Genomic DNA, 21649 nt, shown 5'->3' with positions numbered 1-21649 from the left:
ATTATGGAAATGAAAACAAAAATATATAGTGTATTGGTAATGCTACTTATGGTAGGATTGTCATCTTGTGAAGATTATTTAGAAGTAAATCCTGATTTTGGACTTACTGAAGACGATGTTTTTTCAAGTTATGAGTCAACAAGAGGCTTTTTAGATAATTGTTATGAAGTGCTTATTGATATGCACCATTGGCGCCCTCAGGGTTTAAATAGAATGTCGGTAAATTGCCTTTCAGATGAAGCTGGTAGTCCCTTTAATGGAAATGTTGCCACCGTTTTAAACACGGGTGCTTGGGACAATAGATCGGAAAATATGCCGGAATTAGGATGGGGTGGTACTCCAGAGTTTGATCAAGGTTCAGCGATTACAAATGCTGTGTATTCTATAAGAATAGCTAATAAAGTTATTAATAGGCTAAATAATGATGCTGTTCCAAATATTACCGTGTCCCAAAAGAATCAATTACTTGGACAAGCTCACTTTTTCAGAGCATGGAGCTATTTTCAAGTAATTCAAAGAGTTGGTGGAATGCCAATTTTGGATAAAGCATTCGCGCCCGATGACGATACAGATTTAAATCGTCTTACTTACTCCGAAAGTACAGAATGGCTTTTAACAGATTTGGATTTGGCAATTAGTTTATTACCAGATACCTGGGGTGATATAGAGTTTGGTAGAGTTACAAAAGGAGCCGCTATGGCGGTAAAATCTATGGCTACTTTATACGCTGCGAGTCCGTTAATGCAAAACAACCTGGAAGTAACTCAATATTTAAGTTATAGTCAACAATGGTCGGAACGTGCAGCACAATATGCCAATGATGTTATTAAGTACATAAATGCAGGTTCTGGTGGTGCTGGTTTTAGATTAATGAATGGTTCAGAATATAAAAATATTTTTTATACACAAGGTGTTAATGCATCTCCAGAATCTATTTGGTATAGGTTAAATGCAAACCGAAGAACTGGCCAGTCCAGAGGATTAAGATGTAATTATATTCCGCAGTATTTTGCAGGAGGAACTGGTAATGATGCATCGGCATATTCAAACCCAACACAAAACATAGTTGATATGTTCGAGGTTTTAAATGGCGGGAATGCCTACGCTATTGATGATGCCCGATCAGGATACGACCCTCAAAACCCTTTTGTGAACAGAGACCCAAGATTCTATAATAATGTGATAGTTCCAGGTGAAGAGTGGGGCGTGCAAGGAAATGGAAGTAAAATCTATCAAGAACTTTATGTAGATGGAAGGGATTATATAAGACAAACTAGTAGTACTCATACCAGAAATAGACTTTTATCTGGGTATATGATTAAGAAATATATATGGCCAGAAGCAAATACGTTTACGGGTCAATATCAACTCTACGAAATAAACGCCATCTATATTAGAGTAGCTCAAATATATCTAGATTACGCAGAAGCAATGAACGAGGCTTATGGGCCAAATGCAGACCCTAAAGGATTTGGTTTAACAGCTGTGGGTGCCATAAATATTATTAGAAATAGAGTGGGCATGCCAAATGTTTTAACTGAATTCACTACCTCTAAAGAAGTTTTTAGAGATAAGATTCGCAACGAACGTGCTGTGGAGCTTATGTGGGAAAACCATAGATGGCATGACTTAAGAAGATGGATGATTGCTGAAGATGTGTTTAGCAAACCCATACGAGGTATAAGAGCAATACCACCTGCAGGACATGGAAGTGTAGCCGATAAGAGTACTTTAAACTTTACATACGATTATATTGATTTAACTACAGAACAACGCGTTTTTGGTTTAAGAAATTATTGGTATCCAGTATCACAATCAGATGCACAAGACCTGTTTAACTATAAACAAAATCCAGGATGGTAGTTATAAAAAGTTTTAAAGAAATTAATACAATGAAGAACTATAAAATAAAATTATTGTCAGTGTTTTTTATTTTGGTCTTAGTAAACCTTAATAGCTATGCGCAAAATCAAAAAAAACCTTCAGTAACTATACAGTCAACCTTGGTTGATAGCAATGGCAATCCTATTAAAAATGCCTTAATAGTTTTAGGTGATGGTTTGGTACAAACCTATTCAGATGAACAAGGTAATTTTTCATTAAACGCAGATGCTAAAAACACCTTGCTTATAAGTGCCAATGGTTACGATGATAAAGTGTTGCTGTTGGGGTCGAATGTAATTGGAGACAAAATCGTTTTGCAATCAGCACCTCTATTCGAAGGAGACCAAAACACTATTTTACTACCGGCAAATGCGAAGTCTACACAACGCGCTTTAACAGGTGCAGTTAGCAAAATTAGTGGGGAAGAATTAGAATCTCAACCAGAAGTGGTTTTTCATAATGCCTTACAAGGAAGATTATCTGGATTGGTAGCAAATATGACAACAAATGGTTTGGGTAATAATGCTCCTAACTTATATGTACGTGGTTTAGGTAGAGAAACAGGAAATACAGCTATAGCTATTGTAGATGGTATAGAAAGACCTCTGGAATTTTTACATGCAGAAGAAATTTTAAGTGTAGAAGTGCTTAAAGATGCGACTGCTAAAATTCTATATGGCTCGCGTGCTGCTAATGGCGTTATTTTGGTAACTACTAAACGTGGTCGTAAAAACACACAAGTTATTAAAACTTCTGTGGAGTATGGGGTTAATATGAACACCAGAATGGCTGAATATCTAAACAGTGCAGATTATGCAACCCTTTACAACGAAGCATTAGCTAATGACGGTATAGCGCCATTATACTCTGCTCAAGACATTGCAGGTTATAGAGCCAGTACTGGAGTAAACGATCAATTGTATCCAAACATTGATTATAACGCTTATTTTTTAAACGATTCTAGTCCTTTTAGAAAGGCAAATTTTGAATATTCTGGAGGTACTGATGATTCTCAATATGGTGTATTTTTAGGCTATATTGGAACTGATGGTATTGAAAAAATTGGTGAAGATGTAAAACAAGATCGATTTAATGTTAGAGGAAGTTTAGATTTTCAAGTAACCGATAATCTTGTAGGGCACATTGCAGGAAACGGTATTATAGAATCTAGAAATTGGGGTAAATTGGGTCAAGACCAAGTTTTTGGTAAAATTAACTCTGAACGACCTAATGAATTTCCTTTAGTTATTTCAGATCCGAATTTTAGCGGAGAAGCCGCATCGTTGGGCGATGAAGTTATCCCACCTTTAGGAGGTTCTTTCGAAAACAAACAAAGCTTATATGGAGACATGGTTTATGGAGGATTTCAAGAATACGTGTTTTTTTATGGACAAACTGATTTTGGCTTGGATTGGGATTTGAAAAATTTAGTAAAAGGCTTATCTGCTAGTTCTAATATTAGTTTTGATAACTACCAATACCATGCTGCCGATCAAATAAACAATCCTATTCGTTATGCTATCCAAACCGTTGCAGATGAAAATGGGTTAGATTCTTTAGCGTATGTGAAATTACAAAATAGAACGATCGAAAGAAACAGAACAGAAAGAAGCAGTAATATTACTAGAACACTTGGATGGACTTCTAATATAAAATACGAAAAGGTTTTTAATAAAGACAACAAACTAAATTTAGACCTTTCTTATTTTTATTTCCTAAATCAAGATAATAATAGATTACAACATATTAAAAACTCCAATGCAGCTTTAAAATCAAATTATGTTTTTAAAGATAAATTGTATGTAGAATTAACCTACGCTTTAATGGGTAGTAATAAGTTTTCTAGTAAACACGAACTCATGCTATCGCATGCCGTTGGTGCAGGATGGGTATTAAGTGAAGAAGATTTTTTATCAAAAAGCAAATCAATTGATTTTCTTAAATTAAAAGCCAGTTACGGGGTTTTAGGATACGATAGTGCTACAGATTTTTACTTATATGATACGAGGTATTCCCGAAATGGTACGGTAAATTTTGGTGAGAGAAATTCAAATAGCGAATTACGAACAGGTTTTGATAATTTTGGTAATCCAAATTTACTTTGGGAACAATCAGAAGAATTTAATGTTGGTATAGAAGGTCTAGCCTTTAATAAAACCTTGCAATTTGAGTTAAATTATTTTACACAAAATAGAGATCGTATTATTTTTAACAGCCCATCATCAATTTATTCAGCACTTGTGGGGTCTGTAAATACACCTCAAAACCTTGGAGAAGTTTTTAATAAAGGTATAGATGGTAGTGTTAATTGGATAAAAACCTTGGGAGATTTTAAAATGAATTTAGGAGCTAACTTCATTTTCTCTAAAAATGAAGTTAGAGCCACTAATGATGTGAATAATCCAGATGCTTATTTAAATAGTGTAGGGATGCCTTCTGATGTTATTTTTGGATATGTATCTAACGGCATATTTAAAACGCAACAAGAAGTTGATAATGCGCCATTTCAAGCTCTCGGACCTTATGGGGTTGGAAATGTTTCTTATGAAGATTTAAATAATGATGGTGTTATAAACGAACAAGATAGAAAAGTTATTGGAAATAGTTTTCCAAGATCTAGTATCGGATTTAGCTTCGACACAAAGTATAAAGGTTTTGGCTTATCACTGCTTGGGGTTTCTAATATGGGAGTAGATATGGTAAAAAGTAATGCATATTACAGAAACAGCGGACAAGGTAAATATTCTGTTTTAGCAACAGATAGATTTCATCCTGTTAATAACCCAGATGGCACGCAACCAATACTTACCACATTAACCCCAATTAACGATAATCAAACATCAACTTTTTGGATAGAAAACGCTTCGTTCTTCAGACTTAAAAATGTTGAATTAAGTTATACGTTATCTAACGATTTATGGACAGTTAAAAACATGAAATTCTATGTTAGAGGAACTAATTTATTCGTGCTATCAAACGTAAAAGATTTAGATCCTGAGGTTCCAAATTCTGGAGTAAATAATTATCCTTTATTTAGAACTGTAACTGGTGGTGTAACATTAGGATTTTAAAAAATAAAAAAAATGATGAAAAATAATTATATAAAGTTTTTAGCATTGGTGTTAACAACACTTAGTATTTCTTGTTCTTTAGAACCAGAAATAGATAATACTTTTAATGAAGACTTCGCTTTTGGATTACCAGAAAACACAGAGGGTTTTTTATTAAATGCGTATGGTAATTTACCAAACACTATTATAGATGGTTATGGTGGCGATTTCTTGGATGCAGCTACAGATAATGCGGTAACCAATAATTATGGCAGCGGAATTTATCGACTTGGTGCAGGCGGGCTAACCCCTAGTAATAACCCAATTGGAGATTGGAGTAATGCATATAATCAATTTAGAAACATTCATATTTTTTTAGAAAATGGACTAGGAGACAATGTTATATATGATTTAACTTCCGAATCTGAAGATCAATTAAAAAGAAAAAATCTAAAAGGAGAAGCTTTTTACTTAAGAGCTTGGTGGGGTTTTCAATTACTTCAGGCTTACGGAGGTAAAACGGCCGATGGAACCGCCATGGGATATCCAATCGTTTTATCCACTATATCAAACGAAGAAGCACAAGATTTAGAGTCTGTAACCAGAAATTCTTATGAAGAATGTGTTGCTCAAATAGTGAAAGACTTAGATTCTGCGATAGTAAACCTTCCGTTAAGATATACAGGAAATAATCCAACAACAGGAATCACCAATGTTGGAAGGGCAGACCAACAAGCAGCAATGGCATTAAAATCTAGGGTATCTATATATGCAGCAAGTCCTGCCTATCAGCCTGATAATATTGTAGCTATCTCGGCAATGGGGCAATTTTCAGTAGTTAACCAAACAGCTTATATTAATAAATGGCGTATTGCAGCTATGTACTCACAAGCAGCTATAAGTCAAATAGGTACTTTTACAAGCCTTAGAGAAAGTGATTTTGCCAGTAATGATACACCTTCTGAGTTTATTTGGAGAAGCTTTTTTACAAATTCGAGTTTAGAAAATAATAATTACCCAATAGCTGAATTTGGAACAGCAAGAACAAGTCCTTCTCAAAATCTTGTAGATGCATTTTACACGCAAAATGGTTATCCGATTACTGATGCGCGATCTGGTTATGACCCCGCCAACCCTTATGCCAATAGAGACCCACGTTTATATTTAAATGTACTTTATAATGGAAGTAGTTTTAATAATAGAACTTTAGAGATCTATGATGGTGGTTTGGACTCAAGAAGTTTATATCAAGATAATACCAGAACTGGATATTATGTTAGAAAATGGCTTTCTTTGCAACCAGGATTAAAAGACGTAACCAATCCTAGTTCATCAAGACATTACAACCCTTATTTAAGAAAAACGGAATTATTTTTAAACTTAGCCGAAGCAGCCAATGAAGCCTATGGTCCAGAGGGCTTAGGTGATGGGGTTACGCAAACGGCGGTTAGCATTATTAAAAGTATAAGAACCAAAGCAGGTATTAGTGACAATACGTACGTAGATGAGGTAGCGGCTTTAGGAAAAGAGGCGTTTAGAGCATTAATTTTAAATGAAAGACGTTTGGAATTAGCCTTCGAAAATCACAGATATTTTGACATAAGAAGGTGGGTGTTGCCTTTAAATGAAACTGTAAGAGGTGTGAAAATAACAAAAAATGCCGATGACTCTTTAACTTATGAAGAGGTTTTGGTTGAAGAAAGAAAATTTACAGATATAAAATATTATTATTCACCTTTACCTTATAGCGAATTGGCAAAGAGTCCAAATTTGGTTAATAATATTGGGTGGTAATAATTAAAAACTATGATACAAATAACTATGAAAAAATTATTAATAACACTAGGTTTTATAGGCATATTATTTAATTCCTGCGAACCGTACGAAGACTTTGTTGAAGATTTTGATAAAACTACGGTCTATTTTGCTACACAAAAACCATTAAGAAGTATTGTGTCGTATGATGAAATGACTTTTAAAGTAGGAGTAGCGCTTGCAGGTAAAAGAGAGAACACCAAAGATGAGTTTGCAGATTTTGTAATAGATGAAACTCTACTTACTACAATAGATGGTGCAAGTGTCTTTACCCTTTTACCAGAAAGTTACTATACTTTAACCAATAGCTCTAAAATGATAATTCCAGCAGGGAAATTTATTGGAGATGTTACGGTAACATTAAATAGGGAATTATTTACTAACGATGCTTTGTCAACAGCAAACACTTATGCACTTCCTTTAAGAATTACAAATTCTTCCTTAGATTCTATAGGGGGCTTTGATTCAGACGGAACGGTGCTTGACATACCTAAAGATTATACCATTTTGGTTGTTAAATATATAAGTGAATTTTCGGGAACTTATTACCATAAGGGTACTCAAAATGAAGTAGATGGTGCCGGTGTCGTTGTAAATCAAACAATTTATAATAATAGCGATCTTAGTAAAAACCAAACTTGGAGTCTTACTACGGTTGATAGAAATTCTATAAGAACATCTGGAATTGGCGCCAATACAAGTCATAATTTTGTAATTAATGTTAACGAATCAGACAATACAATTAGTATAGATTCACCAAGTTCAGGGGTTACTAATTTAGTGGGGTCAGGAAGTGTTAATTCAGATAGATCGATTACTTTAAATTATAGCTATACGTTAGGTGGAAAGAATTATGAAGTGGAAGATACCTTGGTATTACGTCAAGCACCAGAATATGATTTAGGTTTTGAAGAGTGGTAAATTGTTTTAGTTTTAGTTAATGTAAAAGCCTGTTAGATGTTCAATTTAATAGGCTTTTTTTAAATTCTTTATTATGAAAAAAAAACAGAGTAGGTTTTTACTTTTAGTTATAATTTTTTTAAGTATTACTGGTTTTTCCCAAACACCATTTGTCGTACAGTATGATTTTAATTCTAATGTATCAGGAACTTTAACCCAAGGAAGCGGTGTTACAATGGAAGATGCCGTTTCAGGCGGTAGACGATTGTTTAACGCTGGTTTAACAAATGATACTGTTGGTGGTGTTTGGACGGCTCAAGTGGTTAATAACAACGCAACAAACTATACCGATACATTTATTAGGTTTGACATTTATCCGCCTTCAGGCTCAGGGATATTGGTTACAGATATTTCAGTAAATCAAACTTGTGATGTAGATCATGTAAATAGCCTATTCCGTATAGGATGTACACTTAATGGCACCACTCCTATAAATTCAAATACAGAAGAATCATCAGCTAATTTACCGTTTACAGCAAATGTGTATTCTACCGAAACATTTATACCGGGAAGCACTGTCAATTATGCAGGAGCATCTGATTATATCTCGGTGTTTGTATGTGCCAGAAGTACAAGTACCAATACAATTAATTGGAATATTAATAATGTAAAAATTAAAGGTTCAATTATCACGAATCCAGAACCTACAATATCAATAAACAATTTAAAACAACAGTTGGTGGAGATAATGGGTGGCGATATGGAGCGCTCATCAGATTTTATACAAAAAGCCAATAATACAAATGAAATTTTAGATTGGTTCATTAAAGACATCGATTTCAATTTTTTTAGAGTTCGTTACGATAAAAATCAGGAACTATATGAAGGGGCTAAAAATTGGGGCTTTTATGCTAACCAAGTCTTAACCATGAAAAGGATTAGGGAAATTAATCCAAGTATTAAGTTTTTAGCAACCATGCGATCAGATTACAATGGATATAATATGGGTAATCACAATAATTTACCAGAATTCATTTATGATTATGCCTGTACCGCAGAGGATTCAGGTGGGAAATGTATAAGTACCAGTGGCAGCCTAAGCTTTAATACAGATAAGTATGGCATATTTTTAGCCGATTATTTTGAGTTTATGCATAATCAGGGCGTGCCAGTCGATTTTCTTGCTACAGCTAAAGAATGGCAAATTGTTACAGTACAAAGGTCACACGATACGTACTTAAAAATGCAATCAGAATTAGAGTCAAGAGGAATTCCAGTACCTCAAATTATAGGTCCTGCTAGTTGGGGAATTAATACCGCAGTTAATTATGTAAATAGTGTAAAGTCTAACAATTACCTGGATGAATATTATGCTTTTTCCACTCATAATTTAGGCAATACTCCAGATTTGTGGGATGATTTTGTTAATACATCACAAAGTGCTGGAAAAATAGGTTTTAATGATGAATCTGGTTATCACCCAGGAGGAAGAACAAGTGGGATAGAGCCAACGGATTTACAAGGATTAATAGATAATTATATCGAAAAATACCACATGTATGAAGGAGGGAGTTCTGGGGAGATGTTTTTTGAAATATGGTCGAGAGGTATCGATTCTGAAACTCGGGGAGTTTACTTTAAAAATGGGCAGAACGGAACCCGAATGCGGTCTTATTATGTGATGAAAGATTTTGCTAATTCTGCTGTAAATAAAAATTATTGTAAAGCAACAACTGCGTTTGCCCCTAACGTTACGGCAATTGTTTTTAGAGACGATGTTGAAGTTTCCGTATGGCTGATTAATGATGGTGATGTTACTTATAATGATATGGATTTACAAATTACCAACGAAACAATTTATGGTAATGTGCGGCAACACTATTGGGACAATCCCATACAAAGTGAACCATTTGAAACTATTATCACTAACTCAAATTTAGGAGAATCTTCTATTCAGGTTAATTTGAGTCCAAAAAGCATCAATTATTTTAGAGTAGCTATACATCCATCAGCTATTCTTAGCACATTAAAAACAGATCGATTCACTTTAAAACTGTATCCAAATCCGGCTAAAGAGTTTTTTAAAATAGATGGAACAACCACTTTTAATTCGCCTTATACAATTTATAATATGGCAGGGGTAGTTATTAAGAAGGGAAATATTACAAACGGACAATCTATCAACACTTCAAACATAGCAACAGGATTATACATCGTTAGGTTAAAGAATCATATATTTAAGTTTTTAAAAGAGTAACTATTATATTTCAAAAAATTATATAAGCAAAAACGGCTTGGAATTTAAACCAAGCCGTTATATGTTTTAATGAGTTTCCTGTTAGAAAATTACAACATTTAATTTTATCATTGTTGATACATTTATAAAGGCTGCATTTATATGGATTTGATACACTTGTTAAGGCATTCAAATCCTGTTCAATAGGTTGTGCAAATTCCCTTTAGTATTAAGGTAGCATAAGTAATAAAATAGTAATTAATATGTTATTAATCACTAACTATAACTTTACTGTTATACACCGTGTTACCAGCCAAAACAGAGATTAAATACATTCCTGAAGGGAGATTGTTATTTAATTCAATTTTAGATTCATATTTTCTTGTTTCATTAAAAACCTGCCTTCCATCAACAGTAAATATTTTCAAAGTAATTTTCTCTGCGGTATTATTTTTTGGAATATTTATTTGAAAATGTCCGTTATGCGACGGGTTAGGAGTTACTTTAAACTGTTGGTTATTTTTTAAACTCAATTCATTAATACCTAAAACAGATTTGTTTAAAGGAATTTTTAGGTATGAATATGAATTCGCTGGGATATCTATATTCCAATTGGAATTATCTGATAAAGTGTAATTTGATTGTTGAGCAGTATTGTTAGCAGTCCAAATTTTTCTATTCACCGTGCCAGTTCCTAAGTAAGAATTTAGTAGTTGTAAATCTACTGTGCTGTCCGTTAGATTTTTATTGATTATATGTACATCTAAGGTTGATTCATTTCCAAAAACAACAACTTTAATGTTGGAGTTGTTTGAAGTAGAGTTAATAACCTTTCCTTCAGAATTGTTTACAATATTTTGAAAGCCTGTATATTTTATAGGTAAAGCGGAACCATTGGCATATACAAACCGTTTGCAAACTTGATAAAAAACAACGCCTTCTACACCACCTCTAATGGCAGGGAAAATATTATCCATACCGGCAACAAGATTATCAATGCCATCATTGGTTTTGTATCTTGTAGATTCAGTATACCAAACAGGATCTTCTGAAGCTGCTACAAGTGCAGCCCAAGTTGCATCCCAATCTGCTTCAGGAATGGTTGTGTCATCATAAAAATGAGAGCCTATAAAATCAGTTCTATCTTCCACATCATCAACATCAGCTACAGAGCTTAGCAATCCCCATCTTTCTAGTCCAAATATTTTAGTAGTTCCCAATTTAGTCATTTGGTCTATGATTTTTAAATAATCAGAATCATCACCTGGATCTTCATTATAAGGGCCTAAATAATCTACCGTTATACCAGCAGCACTCATTCGATCCATAAAACTATCTAGGTATGCAGAATAGGTGGTAAGATTTAAACTGTAAACGTTATAAGGACAGCAACCCCTCCACGATGAAGGGAATTTTGATGCGCCGTGATAATCGTTTCCATAACCATCGCCATTAGCAATACTTGCAAATATTTTTACATCTGGATTTATTGCCTTTACAGAATTTATTACAGAAATTACATTATCATAAATAGCATCAGAAATGGGTTGTAATGCAAATATGGGAACCCTAAAAACTTTTAAATTCATGTCTCCAAATAATTTTTGGGATACAGAATTGGTGTTTCCTTCAGCCCAGTCTTTTATGGTAAGTTTTGCATCGCCTCCAAAAGTAACACTCTGGTTGCCTTGTTCTGGGTTTATAGTGATGATGTCGGTCTGCGAAAAAGCAGAAATCCCAACAAAAAGAATCAGTATTAACGATAATCTGTTTTTCATTGGGATTTTTATAAGCATACTACTCAAGATATGTTATTTTTTAATAGCTTTTACAGTAGCTATATTTACTCCTGCACTGTTTTGGCATTTAACTAAATATATACCTTTCGATAAAAAACTCATGTCTACACCATTATCAACTTTTTGAGTTGCTAGTTTAGAGCCCAAAATATTATAAATTTCAACGCTCGCTATTTTGTTTGTTGAAAAATATAAACGGTCTTTTACAGGATTGGGGTAGGCATTAAAAGTTTCTTTATTTACTTTGTTTACTGCCAATGTGCCATTGTTGTAAAGGCTAAGTATTTGAGCATCAGTTGCTGCACCTGTATAAATACGTAAATCGTCAATAGCTCCTTGAAAACCTCTGGTTTGCGGGCCAGGGTCAGCAACATTATAATCGTTTCCTACTCTAAGCAGAGTTTGTGTTGTGTTAACATTTGTCCAAGTTCTATAATCAATATAACTTCCGTTCACATATAATTTTGCGGAATTGTCCGAATTATTAAAAACAACAGCAATATGGTACCAAGTACCAGTGGTTAGAGGAGAAGCCACAGCGTTAAAACCAGAACCTTGTATTTCTATCCTTGCTTTATCACCTTGAGTGCCAAATGTCCATCTGGTACCGGTTGATGGTGCACCTAGTCCAACCACACCTAGTCCTCCATTACTAAATGTTGTTACTTTTATCCAAGCCGCCATGGTGCGGGATTCATTTGCATCAATCTCAAAGTTTATGGCAGATTCCAAATAGTCTGCAGCTGTAAACCCAGATACGGCACCATTGGCGGTCGCATCATGTCCTGTTTCAAAAGTGGGTGTAAAACCTGATGATGCTGCTAAATTATAGGTAGTGGTCTCATCATTCAAGCTGTTGTCAAATTTGTAATGGGCTACGAGGGTTTGAGCCATTAAGGTTGTGCTTGTAATAAACATTGCTAAAACAAGTGTTGTTTTTAAGAAAGTAATTTTTTGTCTCATTTTTAAAAAGATTAATTAGTAAATAATTTTATGTTACTAAACTACTTCTAATAAAGAAATTGAAAGGGTGTGTTTTGTAGCAATAAAGAGGTTTAAATGTTGCGTAAACTTTTATAAATAACAATTATAGAAGCAAAATGATGTTTAAATATTTTACTATTATATATTACTGAAATAAGGGTTGTATTCAGGATTTAATTTTTGAGGAATTGGAGCTTTTGTTTTTTTACGCCATTCATTCAATTTATTTAATAATTCCAATGCTTTTTCTGGATGATTTTTAACTAAGTTGTTTTGTTCCCCAACGTCATCAAGTAAGTTGTAAAGTTCAATAGCATCATCTTCAAAATAGTGATGTAATTTCCAGTTTTTTGAGATTATTACTGATCCCGGTCTGGTTCTAAATAAAGGATCTCTACTTTGGTCATGTCCCATTTTGTAATTTTGAAGGTAAATTGGAAAATGAAAGAATAGATCCCGTTGAACAATATTTTGGTTTTTAAATAAAGGACTTAAATCGATGCCATCTAATAAAGGGGCTGTTTTAGAAGGTTTTGTGATAGTTTGAAGAGTTGGATAAAAATCTAAATTTGAAACGGTTTTATAAGATACAGTGTTAGGTTTTATATGTTTGGGCCATTTTATAATTAAAGGCACACGTATACCCCCTTCGTAGTACGAGCCTTTTCCGGCACGCAGCGGTTCTTGGGAAGAAATGGACTTAATACCACCATTATCAGAGGTGAAAATTATTAAGGTGTTTTCTTCTAATCCAACTTCTTTAAGGGTGTTTAGTAAACGTCCAATATTTTCATCCATGGATGCTACCATAGCGGCATAATCAGGACGGTCTTGCCCGTTTGAACCTATTTTGTTTTCAAATTTTTTTATTAATGCTTCTTTTCCCATAATTGGTGTATGTACGGTATAGTATGGTAAATACACAAAAAATGTGGTGTCTTTATGTTTTTTTATAAATGATATGGCCTCTGCTGTTAACCTATCTGTTAAGTACTCACCTTTAGGTCCATTTTTAATAAAATCGATGCTGTAAGGAGAAAAATAACCATTTTTACCAGGGTTTCCTTTGCCACTACCGCCAATATTAACATCAATGCCTTGGTTTTTTGGATTGTTTCCTACATGCCATTTACCAAAACTGGATGTAATATATCCTGCAGATTTTAGCATTTGTGGCAAAGTGTAAATTGTGTCACTTAGGTGGTCAGTGTTTTTAATTGGGATTAGTTTTCTGGTTTTAGTGTCTCCTCTGTCTGATGGACTTACGGTAAATATGCCATGTTTTGGCGTATTGAGACCTGAAAGCATGCACGCTCTACTTGGAGCGCAATTAGCCGCTCCAGCATACGCATTTATAAATATCAAACCTTCATTGGCTAACTTATCAACGTTAGGGGTTTCATAATAAGTGCTTCCCATAAAGCCTAAGTCTTTCCACCCTAAATCATCGATATTAATAAGTATAATATTGGGTTTTTTACTTGATTTTTCATTTTGTGTTTTAGTAGTATTACACCCGTAAAAACATATAATTAGGCAAAGAGTTATAAATAATTTCATATTCCAGTTTATGAATCTAAATTACTGGTTTAGTTTCTTTAAGATTATATCTGTTTGTTGCCATTTTTGAATAAAATTGATTAGTTTTTTTGAAATGGAAGGCAATTAACTAAAGTTTATAGGCTCACGATTTTTTATGTCTGCATATGTTTTAATGTATTCCGAAGGACTCATGTTATATTCTTTTTGAAAACACTTTCCGAAATATTTTTGATTGTTGAAACCTGTCATATATGCAATTTCAGAAATATAAAGGTCATTTTTTTTAAGTAGCTGTGCGGCACGTTTTAGTTTGATTTTTTTTATGAAATTAACGGGAGTATCGTTGATAATAGTTTGGAGTTTTCTATATAAATTAGCTCTACTCATTCCAACTTCAGAAGCGAGGTATTCAACGCTTAACAAATTATCATCCATGGTATCTTCAATGATTTTAATAAGTTTTTTTATGAATTTTTCATCATTTGAATCAATTTCAATATCTGATGGCTCTGCTGTAATTACTTTGCTGTACTTTTCTTTAAGTTCACTTCTTGTTATAAGTGTATTTTTAACTTTCCATTTTACAAATTCCAAACTAAACGGTTTTTCTATGTAATCATCGGCACCTAAACTTAAACACTCGATTTTGGTTTCATCAGAATTTTTGGCTGTTAGCATAAATATTGGAATATTGTTTATTTCCTTGTTTTTCTTTATACGTTTAAGCATCGATATACCATCTTCAATTGGCATTAAAATATCACTAACTATAAGAAGAGGTTTTTCTTTTAAAATAGTATCGTAGCCTTCTTTACCGTTTGAAGCTTCAATAACATAAAAATCTTCTTTCAATTCATCTTTAACCATACGCCTTAAATCTTCATTGTCTTCTACGATAATTATTTTTGGTTTTGATATTTCTTTAGAATTTATTTCAGCATCAAATTCAGATGAAACCTCCTCGATAACCTGGTATTCTGAATTCTGTATAAAATTTCTTTTTAGCGGCATACCAGTTTTAATGCGCTCATTTTTACTATATCTGCTTTTGTAAATAGGAAGGTAGAAAGTGAATTCTGTAAAAACATTTTCTTCGCTTTCAACCATAATTTTACCATGATGCCTTTCAATTAATTTTTGAACCAATTCCATACCAATTCCAGTACCTGGTATTTGGTTACTATGTGTTTTTGTAGCTTGATAGTATCTGTCAAAGATAAAAGGTAAATCTTTTTTTGGGATACCCATACCATTGTCTCTAACCGTACATTTGATGTATTTGTTTTTTTCTAACTCTAAATTAGGAGATAAATTGTTATTATTAATATTTGCAAGTTCTAAAGTAACACTAATGCATCCGTTTTCTTTAGTGTATTTAAAAGCATTCGACAGGAGATTGAAGAGCGTTTTTTCTAATATATCAACATCATACCAACCTTTTACTTTTTCTTCTTTGGTGATAAACTCGTATGTTATTCCATAAATTTTAGCGAAATCATTAAAGCTATCTTTTATAATGTTTACGTCTTTAACAATGTCATTTTTTGATATGCTTAAATTGAATCTTCCAACATCAAATTTTCGAATATCCATTATTTGATTTATAAGTCGGTGCATACGTAATGTATTATTGTAAATGCGTTGGGCTGTATGTGGACTTAGCAAAAATTCTTTCTCTTTAACCACTTTTTCAATGGTTCCAAGTATTAGGGATAGTGGCGTGCGGAGTTCATGTGAAATGTCTGTGAAGAAAACCATTTTCATTCTACTATGTTCGTTGTCTTTTTCCCTACTTATGGTTTCTTTTACTAAATTTTTTTTAAGTTTATACCATCGTTTTATTAATAAAAAGCTTATATATAAAATTATTGATGCAAGTATTCCATATAATAAATAGGCCAAAGTACTTTTCCAAAAAGGAGGTGTAATGGTAAAATGAAGTAAGGTTGGTTTTTCATTCCATACACCATCACTGTTAGCGCTTTTAACTTTAAAAGTATACTTGCCAGGTGGAAGATCATTGTAGTTTGCGTTTCTATTTGATGCTGTAGTATATAGCCAATAATCATTTAGCCCTTCTAGCATATAAGCATATTGGTTTTTATTTGGTGTGGTTAAATCCAATGACGAAAAATTTATAACTATATTGTTTTGGTCATAATTCAAAACAGTTGGTTCGTCGGAATTAAAATCGATATTACTGGGAGTATTAAATTCTAGTCGAGTCGTTGAGCTTTTAGAATCAACAAGCTTAGTAAAACTTGTTATAACCGTTGAGGGTACTTTTTCTTTAGGCAAAAACTTATCTACAGACACAGTGTAAAACCCATCGGTGTTCCCAAAGTATAGTTTCTTTTTGTTTTTATTAGCAGAACTTGAGTTAAACGTGAAATAAATTTCCTTTATTCCGTCTTCTATACCAAAAGGTATAAATTTTTCTGTTCGTATATCCAACCGTGTGATGCCTTCATGCGTACTCATCCATAAATTACCACTATTATCTTCTTCTATTGCGGCAACCGTATTAGGAGCTAGACCGCTTCTATTATTAAAATTCTTAAAACAATTACATTTTTCATTGTAATAGTTTAAACCTCCTCCTCGTGTGCCAACCCATATTCTTTTATTGCTGTCTTCGTGTAAGCTTAAAATAGCGTTCGATGATAACCCATCTTTATTAGGTAAAAATTCTTCTAAAGATTCCTTGTTAAAATCTACTTTAAATAGTCCTTCTCCGCGTGTGCCAATCCATAATTTATTATCACTGGTTACTAAAAAGGCAGACGTATGGTTGTTTGAAAGTTTTTGAATGATACTTTTTTTGAATTCAGAAAGAGCGGATGCATTGTTTACAATATCGATGCCTCCATCCCATAAACCTACCCAAGTTTCGTTATTGCTAATAATGGCTAAATCTGTTATTCTTTTGCTAAAAGTCTTTATTTTTTTTAGTGTAAAATTTGTTGTATTTGGTTTGTAATTAAATGTCTCAAATAAGTTGTTGTTACTACTTATTAAAAGTTCTGAGTTATTGTAATTTTTAACTATTTTACCAATGTAATTGAACTCGTTTGCGAAGTTGGTTTTAATCTCGTCGCATTTATTTGTTTTAGGGTTGTATCTGTATATTCCCTTATTGGTACCTATTAGCATGTTGCTTTCAGAAATTAAAAAAATGCTTTGTGTGTTTAGATTTTTTAACTTATTAAGCGTGCATAAATTGTAAAAGTCGAAAAGTGATGTTCTACCAAGTAACTTGTTGATGCCCTTTGCAGATCCAATCCATAGATTACCATAAGAATCGTAGATAGTGGAATTAATTTGATCATTAATTAAATTCGTGTTTGTGGATTCTTTTGAATAATAATTGAACTGATATTTATTGTTATTTCTAACCGCTTTAACTAAACCGTTTGTTGTGCCAATCCATAAATTGTTGTTAGTAGGACTTAAACTCACACAACTTAAAGAACTATCTTTTTCAAATGAATCCATTATTCCTAAATAGGATTCCAGTATTTCGAGGTTGTTATTCGTTTTATTATAACCTAATTTATAAAGGTCATTCTTTGTTAAAACTATTATAGCGTTATCTCCTGCATTTTTCATTGCGATAACCTCATTAGTGAAGTTGGTTTGGATATATTTGCCCTTATTGTCTAGAAAATACAAACCTTTATTAGTTCCAACCCAAAAGCGTTTAAAATTATCTTCAATAAACGTGTTTATTTGTTTATTAAATATTAGCACTCCTTGATTGTCTTGATAATTAAAATGAGAATCTAACTTTATTTTGTTAAAATCTAAATGAGGTTCAATTATTACCAACCCAGTATTTTTCGGATTAGCAATTATTTTACCTTCAGAGGTTTTGTATAACACAGTAGAAGTGATGTTTTTATAAAACCCTTTAAATTTGTCTTGTTTTCTATTGTAACAAACCAAAAAACTTTCACTTCCAATCCATAAGTTTTGATTGTTGTCTTCTATTATGGAATTTATGCTATTGTTAGGTATGGAAAAGGAGTTAAAGACATCATTTTGGTATTGTATTAATTTATTTCCATCGTATCGGTATAACCCTGTATTCGTTCCAATCCATAAAAACCCAATACTATCTTCAAATAAAACATTCACCCTTTGGTTAAAAGGAGCGCCTTGAATATTTAAATCATTAAAAAAGGGATTATTGGACTGAGAGAAGCATGAAAAACCATAAAATATAAAGAAGAAAATAAAGCTATATTTCAATAAATTCATTGATTTTTTTGATAAAATAAAAGCAACCATATGTTTATTTAAGTTTTTATATTATTTGTATTTGGAAAAAGTTATTGAAATATTTCTCCTTAAAGTGATTTACTAGCAAGTTCACCATTTTTTTTTATTAGACATAAATTTTAAGGATAAAAAATGTTAATAGTTAGGAGTAAAAATGTTGCATTTAGATTATTAGCTGTTTTTTATGAATTGTGCAACATTTTTAGGTGTCAATTGAGAATTATATTTTACATGTTGTGGATATATTTGAACATTATAAATAAGTTGTATTTATATAAGTTGAAACTTGTGATGGGTTGTAAATTTTAATCCATCTTTAATTTAGATATTTTATAATGATGAAAATTTCTGTAAATATTTTTGTGTCGTTGTTCACGGTATTATGTCTGTCGTGTAATTCTTCAAATAAAAACCCACAAGTTAAATCGGAGGCGACTGCCAAAAGCGTAAAGCCTGTTGGTAAGCCTAATATTATTTATATACTCGCTGATGATTTAGGTTACGGTGATTTAAGTTGTTATGGCCAACAAAAATTTTCAACGCCAAATATTGATAAGCTTGCTTCACAAGGCATGTTGTTTACCCAGCACTATTCCGGCAGTACTGTTTGTGCGCCATCACGATCTGCACTCCTTACAGGAATGCATACGGGGCATACTGTGGTTAGGGGTAATAAGGAAATACAGCCAGAAGGACAATACCCAATACCTGACGCTACTTATACTATAGCTGAGGTTATGAAAAAAGCAGGTTACGTTACAGGAGCTTTTGGTAAATGGGGGCTTGGTTTCCCAGGATCTGAAGGTGATCCTATAAATCAAGGTTTTGATACTTTTTTTGGATATAATTGTCAACGTTTAGGGCATAAATATTATCCTAACCATTTGTGGTCAAATAAAGATTCTATTGTAATAAAAGAGAATAAAAACTTTGCCAATGTTGTTTATGCGCCTAGTGTTATACACGATAAAACGCTCCAGTTTATAGAGCAAAATAAGGATAAGCCATTTTTTGCATATGTGGCTTCTATTATCCCCCATGCAGAATTGGCTGCTCCAGAAGAGCTCATGAAAAAATATCGAAACAAGTTTTTGCCTGAAAAAAAATTTAAAGGATCGCATTCTGCGGCCGAATTAAACAATGGGGCTTATCAGTCTCAAGATGAATCGCATGCAGCATTTGTGGCAATGATTGATTTGTTAGACCAACAAGTGGGAGAGATAATCAAGAAAGTAGAAGAGCTTGGTATCGCTGATAACACGATTATCATTTTTACTTCGGATAACGGACCTCATTCAGAAGGAGGGGCAGACCCTAAATATTTCAATAGCAGTGGTTCCTTAAAAGGAACTAAGCGAGATTTGTATGAAGGAGGTATTCGTGTACCTATGATTCTAAAATGGCCTGGAAAAGTTAAAGAGGGAAGCAAATCGGATCATGTATCTGCATTTTGGGACGTTTTTCCAACGTTTGCAGATATTATAAAGGTAGATAAACCAACTAATATTGATGGTATTTCATTTCTACCTGAGATTTTAGGAGATTCAAAAAATCAAAGGGAACATGAGTACTTATATTGGGAATTTCACGAAAAGGGAGGTCGTCAGGCCATTAGAATGGGGAACTGGAAGGCTGTAAAATATAATGTTCTTAAAAACCCTAAAGCTCCAATAGAACTTTACGATTTAACTAAAGACATAGGAGAAAAAAATAATATTGCAGCGCAATTTCCCGAAATAGTTTCAAAAATGGAAGCTATTTTAAAAAAGGCTAGAACACCTTCCGATGTATTTAAATTTAGTCAAGAAACATTTCTAGGAAGTAAATAAGGTTTATTCAAATAAAATATCAAAAATAAAATGATAAAAAAAGCATTAATAAAACCTGTATTGTTATGCACTATTTTGTTACAAATCTTAGCATGTAGTACTAGTGAAAATGTAGATCCTATAATTGTTGAGCCAGATCCAGATCCAGAACCAATTATAGTTCCCATTGATGAACAGCCAAAAACTATTCACAGCATTATTACTTTTAATAATCCAGGAAAATTAATCGATGTGTTTTTTTATGATGTTAAATATGAAATCAAAAACATTAAAACAGCTAGTGAAGCCGATGAGGTTTTCAATATTGACGATTCTAATGGATTGAGGATTCCTATTTTGGGAACTGGCCCTGCAAATGCACATCCTAGTGAAGGGGTAGTTGTAGATGAGATGTATAGCAAAGTCTTAACTTCTATAGATTTGGCAAAAGAAATAAGAGGGACTAAAGAACTTTTTGTTTTTGCTAGTAAAAAATTAGAAGGGCAAAAGTCTTTTCCTGATTGGGTTAAGGATTCAAATGGTATAATTCCAGAAAAGTACGCAATTCTTTTAGCTGACTATATTGAATTTATGAACTCAAAAGGTGTTCAAATTGATTATTTAGCCATTGATAATGAGTTTGTGTATAATGAAGGTAATATTACACCTGAAAAATACGCACAAACAATTGCAGGTTTGCGCAGTTTGGCCGTGACCAGAGGTTTTGTAATGCCACTTTTAGTTGGTTATGAAGATTATGGACCGAACAAAAGAAATTGGGTTAAAAACTTAATGGATAATGGATGGGGAGATACCGTGGATATTTATGGCACACATTACTATCCTCAATATAGACCAAAAGATAAGTTAATAACAGATTTGAATTTAATGGATACGCGTCCGTTTTGGTCAACAGAACCGCATTGGGATTCTAAAGCTGATATTAATGATTTTGATGAGGCTGAGCAAGCTATATGTGCATTGTGGGACCAAATTGATGTAGGAATGACAGGGTTTATGTGGTGGGCTTACGATTTTAGTAATTCAAATTTAAGAAGCAAATTAATACGTGCGTTTTCTGTCCCGCTTTTAGGTTCAAGACCAATTAATATAACCGATATTGATGGAGAAGAAATTGCAGAATTAGGTAAATTGCAAACGCGTGCTTTTATTGAAGATAAGACGATTACGGTTTATGCTGTTAATATGAATTCTACGTTGAGGGATGAGTATACCTTCAAGCTTGAGGGTTCTACAATTGATGGCAAAATAAGTAGTATACAATGGACAGAAACAGCATCCATTAATGGTGTTGTAAGACTAATTGATCCGGTAGGTGATGATGCAAAT

At 33.1% G+C, this 21649-nt stretch carries 11 protein-coding genes; 7 read left to right on the top strand and 4 right to left on the bottom strand.

What is annotated here, in order from left to right:
• The first annotated feature begins 9 nt into the window (after positions 1-9).
• From ABYI63_RS14290 to ABYI63_RS14270, 5 genes are all read left to right on the top strand, one after another.
• Positions 10-1863, top strand: a complete 1854-nt coding sequence (locus ABYI63_RS14290; protein ID WP_372757224.1) for a RagB/SusD family nutrient uptake outer membrane protein — start codon at positions 10-12, stop codon at positions 1861-1863.
• 29 nt (positions 1864-1892) lie between these two features.
• On the top strand, positions 1893-4955 hold the full coding sequence (locus ABYI63_RS14285; RefSeq protein WP_372757223.1) for a SusC/RagA family TonB-linked outer membrane protein: 3063 nt from the start codon (positions 1893-1895) through the stop codon (positions 4953-4955).
• 12 nt (positions 4956-4967) lie between these two features.
• Positions 4968-6728, top strand: a complete 1761-nt coding sequence (locus ABYI63_RS14280) for a RagB/SusD family nutrient uptake outer membrane protein (RefSeq protein WP_372757221.1) — start codon at positions 4968-4970, stop codon at positions 6726-6728.
• 27 nt (positions 6729-6755) lie between these two features.
• Positions 6756-7670: a BT_3987 domain-containing protein gene (locus ABYI63_RS14275; protein ID WP_372757220.1), complete on the top strand. Its 915-nt coding sequence runs from the start codon at positions 6756-6758 to the stop codon at positions 7668-7670.
• A 73-nt stretch (positions 7671-7743) separates the two neighbouring features.
• Positions 7744-9906, top strand: coding sequence for a T9SS type A sorting domain-containing protein (locus tag ABYI63_RS14270; protein ID WP_372757218.1), 2163 nt, complete (start codon positions 7744-7746; stop codon positions 9904-9906).
• Between the two features lie 248 nt (positions 9907-10154).
• Here ABYI63_RS14270 and ABYI63_RS14265 read toward each other — a convergent pair whose 3' ends face one another.
• The 4 genes from ABYI63_RS14265 to ABYI63_RS14250 form a co-directional block, all read right to left on the bottom strand.
• The gene (locus ABYI63_RS14265) at positions 10155-11663 is read right to left on the bottom strand and encodes a T9SS type A sorting domain-containing protein (RefSeq protein ID WP_372757216.1); all 1509 of its coding nucleotides are present in this window, start codon (positions 11661-11663) and stop codon (positions 10155-10157) included.
• Between the two features lie 33 nt (positions 11664-11696).
• Positions 11697-12647 (bottom strand): LamG-like jellyroll fold domain-containing protein, encoded by a 951-nt coding sequence (locus tag ABYI63_RS14260; RefSeq protein WP_372757214.1) that lies wholly within the window; start codon positions 12645-12647, stop codon positions 11697-11699.
• 159 nt (positions 12648-12806) lie between these two features.
• Positions 12807-14228 (bottom strand): sulfatase, encoded by a 1422-nt coding sequence (locus tag ABYI63_RS14255; protein WP_372757212.1) that lies wholly within the window; start codon positions 14226-14228, stop codon positions 12807-12809.
• A 105-nt stretch (positions 14229-14333) separates the two neighbouring features.
• Positions 14334-18470, bottom strand: coding sequence for a two-component regulator propeller domain-containing protein (locus ABYI63_RS14250; RefSeq protein ID WP_372757210.1), 4137 nt, complete (start codon positions 18468-18470; stop codon positions 14334-14336).
• A 356-nt stretch (positions 18471-18826) separates the two neighbouring features.
• Between ABYI63_RS14250 and ABYI63_RS14245 the strand changes: the two genes are divergently transcribed.
• Positions 18827-20320, top strand: a complete 1494-nt coding sequence (locus ABYI63_RS14245) for an arylsulfatase (protein ID WP_372757208.1) — start codon at positions 18827-18829, stop codon at positions 20318-20320.
• 30 nt (positions 20321-20350) lie between these two features.
• Positions 20351-21649: hypothetical protein (locus tag ABYI63_RS14240; protein WP_372757207.1), on the top strand; the 1299-nt coding region annotated here is incomplete at its 3' end.

The sequence above is a fragment of the Mariniflexile sp. genome (assembly GCF_041583155.1).
GTDB lineage: Bacteria > Bacteroidota > Bacteroidia > Flavobacteriales > Flavobacteriaceae > Mariniflexile.
This window is presented reverse-complemented; position numbering and strand designations above follow the sequence as displayed.

Coding starts and splice junctions, on each gene's coding strand:
- ABYI63_RS14290 (WP_372757224.1), top strand. CDS start 10: ATGAAAACAAAAATATATAGTGTATTGGTAATGCTACTTATGGTAGGA.
- ABYI63_RS14285 (WP_372757223.1), top strand. CDS start 1,893: ATGAAGAACTATAAAATAAAATTATTGTCAGTGTTTTTTATTTTGGTC.
- ABYI63_RS14280 (WP_372757221.1), top strand. CDS start 4,968: ATGATGAAAAATAATTATATAAAGTTTTTAGCATTGGTGTTAACAACA.
- ABYI63_RS14275 (WP_372757220.1), top strand. CDS start 6,756: ATGAAAAAATTATTAATAACACTAGGTTTTATAGGCATATTATTTAAT.
- ABYI63_RS14270 (WP_372757218.1), top strand. CDS start 7,744: ATGAAAAAAAAACAGAGTAGGTTTTTACTTTTAGTTATAATTTTTTTA.
- ABYI63_RS14265 (WP_372757216.1), bottom strand. CDS start 11,663: ATGAAAAACAGATTATCGTTAATACTGATTCTTTTTGTTGGGATTTCT.
- ABYI63_RS14260 (WP_372757214.1), bottom strand. CDS start 12,647: ATGAGACAAAAAATTACTTTCTTAAAAACAACACTTGTTTTAGCAATG.
- ABYI63_RS14255 (WP_372757212.1), bottom strand. CDS start 14,228: ATGAAATTATTTATAACTCTTTGCCTAATTATATGTTTTTACGGGTGT.
- ABYI63_RS14250 (WP_372757210.1), bottom strand. CDS start 18,470: ATGAATTTATTGAAATATAGCTTTATTTTCTTCTTTATATTTTATGGT.
- ABYI63_RS14245 (WP_372757208.1), top strand. CDS start 18,827: ATGATGAAAATTTCTGTAAATATTTTTGTGTCGTTGTTCACGGTATTA.